This window comes from Vibrio sp. 10N.247.310.24 (assembly GCF_041467175.1).
Taxonomy (GTDB): domain Bacteria; phylum Pseudomonadota; class Gammaproteobacteria; order Enterobacterales; family Vibrionaceae; genus Vibrio; species Vibrio tasmaniensis_A.
Map to the genome: position 1 here is coordinate 1 of NZ_JBFSUD010000146.1, position 4,566 is coordinate 4,566.

The following is a 4,566-nucleotide window of genomic DNA, read 5'->3' on the forward strand; positions in this document are numbered from 1 at the left end:
TGAAACTTGCCGTATTGACTAAGAAACGCACGATATGGGGCTGCTCTGTCTCTAAACTGAATTACGCAACAAAGCCGTTATTAAACTCACTTTTTGGTCTACTGACACGCCTTTTTACAGTAAATAAGTAAACAATATGAGTCAGCAATATATAAAAGTAGTTGAAATGCTTTGCCAAGAGCTCGGTCTAGAGGCAGCAAACACTGAAACGAATAATGTGACAAGCATTAAAGTAGGAGAGCAAGAGTGCCACATTACCGAACACCCAAGTGGACGTTTGATGATGTTAAGTAATTTAGGTGAACTCAACAAAAACAATGCTCAGGTTTTGCTTGAAATGAATATGTTTAGCCAAGATGAGAAAAAACCAGTTGTTGGCTTTGATAATAAAAGTAATAACCTCATTCTTTGGAATCATCAGCCTATCGTTCAAGCCGATCGGTACACGGTATATCAACAATTGGAATTGCTCAGCCAATACTATGAACAAATAACCTCTCTAGCTAACAATATAGAATCAAAATCTATCGACAAAGAATCACATTTTTACCCTACAACTTTTCGCGTTTAATTGTATTAACCTAATAAACTGCAGGGAGCTGAAATACTATTACAGCTAGCGGTCTGCTCTCAACTTGCTTCACACGCAAGTTGATTACAGTATTCCCTAGTCACATCGGGATGCTTGGTTCAGGAAGAGCTACTTGGTTTGAAGGCGAGGCAACAATTCTTGCTCCATTGGTACTACATCAAGAATTATTAACAAAGTATGTAAACAAAGACAACTAGCCCTTTGAGAGTGTGTCACTGAATCAGTTTCATCATCAACGTTTTGTTCAGGACTGATTTAGGAAATCCGAAAGGGACTTATCAGTACCAAGGAAGATGAATAAAGCTGCATGGAATAAAGATTACAGAGCCTCCGTTCTGTTTACATCAGATTAACAAAGTACATTCGTGCCCTTATTGAGACCATAAAAGGAATAGAATCACGCTTAAGAAGCGCGAATGCCGAAGAACTGCGTATTTTGGTAATTGCGATCTGACTGAACCTTACGTAATATATAAAAAATATCAACCAATAATAATATAAAAAACACCTGTTTAACCTATAATAACTATTAACATTTAATGAAAGGACTGTTTTTATGTCAGTACGCCAAATTGTAGATGAGGTTCTGATAGAGTTTTCTCGTCGAGTAGGCTTGCCTGAATTACATTTGACTGAAGACGAACTGGGGTTAGCTTTTGACGATAAGTTAAGAGTGCATTTAATTTTTCACTCTAAAATAGAAACACTTCAACTAGAAGTAGAGATTGTTGACCTACAAATTGTTAATTCTGATCTTTATCGTTCTTTTTTGTCATTCAACTATCACTGGTCTGAACATCAACTATTTTTTAGTCTAGATAATCACAGGCACAAGCTGTGTTTAAACAGGTTGCTTCGTGCCGAAAAACTCGACTATGAGCTGTTTGAGAGTGGACTTGCTGAACTGCTCACACAGAGCGAATCTTGGGAGTCCTTGTTGTCTGCTCATGTCGTAACAGAAGTTTCACCGTCTATGCTTCAGAGCTCAGACTTAAGAGTTTAGGTACCTTATGTCCAACGACATCAAACCAAAAATAAATGATATATATTTCAATAACTTAGAGAACAAAGGGCAACCTCCCCTCGCAACGCAAGGCACCTTTCTGGGGCGAACCGTTGTACAGACTAGTCCTGGAGAGCGAGAGGCGAATCGAGCCAACTCCAAACTGGAGTTAAGTGAGTTGTTGTCGATGCATGCGAATGTGGAAATTTATAACTCAATCTTAAGCTTCGAAAAAGACCCTCATTCTGTACAAGCCTTATTGAATAGAAAAATCCAAGTGATCCGTCAGTCTCAATAAAAACGACCATAAATCGAAATCGGCCCTAGTTTTGAGCCTTGTGTAACTATCCTCAACTTGTGCGTTGTAATGACACAGAGTTAAAGCGGTACTAATAGCTGTAGCACACAATACACGCTGTTTCAGATAGTGGACACTTGTGATAGTCAAATTTTTGCTTCCCGTTTTTTTGAGCCGTGAAGCTTAGATTCAGCACTACTTAGACGCCTATCTTTGTAGGGGAAAGGTAATCCTCATTGTTTACATGCGTTGCCGGAGGAGAATAACTCCATCTATAAAGCCGTTTAAAAAACTTCTTACTCTCATCACCTTCTAATATTGTTTAAAATCAATGCATACATAGATATAATGACGATTTATGCCATAACTAAAGCTGTTTTACGATAAATGCGACGTTGTTGTTTAATTCAGTTAAGAAAAAGAGTTATTTTAACACACTTCTATCGATTTGACCTTCAAACTTAAATTGCAGACACCACCTTAGTTGGTGGTATCTGCGTTAGTTATTATATGTTCAGAAAATCAACTATTAGACGCTCGCCTCTCATTTGCCCTACAACACCAGACTACATAAAAATTTGCGTTTTTATATTTATTTCTACTTCAAAACTTCCGCAATATCCGCTGTACCGTTTAAGTAAATAATTGGCACTCCAAGTTTTTGGGCTAGGGGCTCAGCATGCTGCTTGAATAACTCGTACTTATCATTTTTGGATAACAACGTTTCTCCTTTCCAATCGGCTAAATCTTGGTGAGAGGCTGTTGGGGCGCTGTCGTTGAGGAAAAACCCTGCTATTTCCACCTTCTCGGTTGCCTTCTGCCCCTCGTGGAGATTTACACCTCCAGACGTACAGATAAGAATTTCATTGCGCATCCCATAGGTTTTCTTCAGGACTTCACTTGGAGTGTTGGTATGCCTTTGATGTCGCGGTAATTCCTTTTTTGCTAGTAACCCTGTACGTTCATAGTCAGGCATTGCCTCATAGCGGGTCTTTGTAGCGTTCTTATCTGAGACGTTGACAAGATCTTCAGTCCGATCAAGAAGACCAATGTTGGTTTCCGACATCAGATCGTTTGGACTAGCGGCAATAACATTTTGTTCCGGAACTTTCAGAATTACACCAACGGAGCCATAAGTGAAAGTCTTGCTCTGGTTTACGATACTAGTGCATGCTACATCCCAGGAGGTTAGCGCACTTTCTGCATCAATACTAAAAACGCCCTTCCCTTCCATCAAGTGAGTTATTGGTGCGGTGTGGACAATAAACTGAAAATCTTGTTTTGACTGGTGCCCACGCACTCCCATTTCACCACTTACTACTGTAGGATCTGTAAAACCTCCACTATCCCACGAGCGCACAAAGTTTTCCTGAACTGCTGGGTTATCGGCTTTTTGGTGTAACGCTGCGGTCAGCTTTTTAGCATCTGAGGATGAAGCTCCTTGACCATGTAATGCTTTGATGAAACCTTCTTTCATCCGGCTTATCAAGCCCCCCTTGTTCTGTCTGATTACATGCATATCTCGAATTTCGAACTGTCGTCCGTCATCAAGAGTAAAACCTCCCTTCGCTTGTTCTTTGTTCATTGCTGTCATTGCTGTCATTGCTTCATCCATACTTATCGTGATAGCAGTTTTTTCTCCTGTGGTGGGTTGTTTCAGTGTAGGTCCTGTTGGCGCGATATCCTGCAGTAGTTTAGCTTTGTCAGGCTGAACCTTTAGTTCATATGGACTCTTGGTATGAGTTGAAGTGTTTGTGACATTAGTCGTTTGAACTGGATTCAATCCAATAGGCATGAATATTTATCCTTTTATAAGCTGTTGAGAATAAGGCATGGTTACTTCATTTATCGGTTCTGATACCGAACTAAATTGAGTTCTAAGAGTACTCATAAGCACAATGAAGTTGTTCATCGTGTTCTCAAAGTCGATTTCATCGCAATCAACTAAGCTAAGCTCATGAATGAGAAGCAGTTTATTTTGATGCGTCGCTAACCAACAACGTTTCATCGTATCCTGTTGTCCGTTCAGTACCATACTGCTGCGGAGTATATACAATTCATCCTTCATAGAAATATCCGTTATCTCACCATGAAGTAGAAGCTCCTGTCCATCTTCAGAGAGTTGGACCAGGAGGGAATGAGCCTCGTCTACCCGCATATGGCACCGACGGTCAATTAGAGTTAGCTGCTCGTTGATATTTCTCAGCCAGTATTTGACATTACTTTCTCTGTCCATTTTATCCTGTTCAATTTGTCATGGTTTTACCACTTAGATTAACGTGCAACAAAAAAACGGCAATCATATGTAGCCGTTATTTTTTATGTTTCTACGGGAACAGTTTCGATGGTCTCCGTAAAATGGTCGAAAATAGCATTTTCGCCCTCAAATTACATCATCTTAATTATGTTTATCTAATTGAATTTTGTATACTTTTTTAAAGTTTTGGTAAATGATTATAATTTGCTTAGCCAGCCAAAAGCGAGACCCAATTCCATAGGCATTGGAACGTAAATGAGTTGGTTAAGTGGTAAGATTAGCTTTGTTTCGCAATTCAGTGGAACTAAATTAAGAATCTACGACCTGAGCAGCTACCACCACTCTCTCTCGTAGCCCTATGCCTAAACCTCGTTATAAAACAACCAACTGGAAGCAAAATACAATCAATAACTCAT

5 protein-coding genes and 1 pseudogene are annotated in these 4,566 nt (G+C 39.6%); 4 read left to right on the forward strand and 2 right to left on the reverse strand.

Annotated features, from left to right (window positions below):
• Window positions 1–136: 136 nt before the first annotated feature.
• From AB6E08_RS22665 to exsE2, 4 genes and pseudogenes are all read left to right on the forward strand, one after another.
• Window positions 137–571 carry a CesT family type III secretion system chaperone gene (locus AB6E08_RS22665; RefSeq protein WP_017098094.1) on the forward strand — a complete coding sequence of 145 codons (435 nt, stop codon included), beginning with the start codon at window positions 137–139 and terminating at the stop codon, window positions 569–571.
• A 254-nt stretch (window positions 572–825) separates the two neighbouring features.
• Window positions 826–945 (forward strand): annotated as a pseudogene (locus AB6E08_RS22670) (ISAs1 family transposase); the annotation flags it as partial.
• Window positions 946–1,148: 203 nt separating this feature from the next.
• On the forward strand, window positions 1,149–1,595 hold the full coding sequence (locus tag AB6E08_RS22675; RefSeq protein WP_017098095.1) for a type III secretion system chaperone: 447 nt from the start codon (window positions 1,149–1,151) through the stop codon (window positions 1,593–1,595).
• Window positions 1,596–1,602: 7 nt separating this feature from the next.
• The gene (gene exsE2, locus AB6E08_RS22680; RefSeq protein WP_017101889.1) at window positions 1,603–1,893 is read left to right on the forward strand and encodes a T3SS regulon translocated regulator ExsE2; all 291 of its coding nucleotides are present in this window, start codon (window positions 1,603–1,605) and stop codon (window positions 1,891–1,893) included.
• Window positions 1,894–2,491: 598 nt separating this feature from the next.
• On the opposite strand, the gene AB6E08_RS22685 is transcribed toward exsE2, so the two are convergent.
• A complete protein-coding gene (locus AB6E08_RS22685) occupies window positions 2,492–3,688 on the reverse strand; it encodes a hypothetical protein (RefSeq protein ID WP_017098097.1) in 1,197 nt (398 codons plus the stop codon).
• A gap of 6 nt (window positions 3,689–3,694) precedes the next feature.
• On the reverse strand, window positions 3,695–4,129 hold the full coding sequence (locus AB6E08_RS22690) for a CesT family type III secretion system chaperone (protein WP_017098098.1): 435 nt from the start codon (window positions 4,127–4,129) through the stop codon (window positions 3,695–3,697).
• Between the last annotated feature and the right edge of the window lie 437 nt (window positions 4,130–4,566).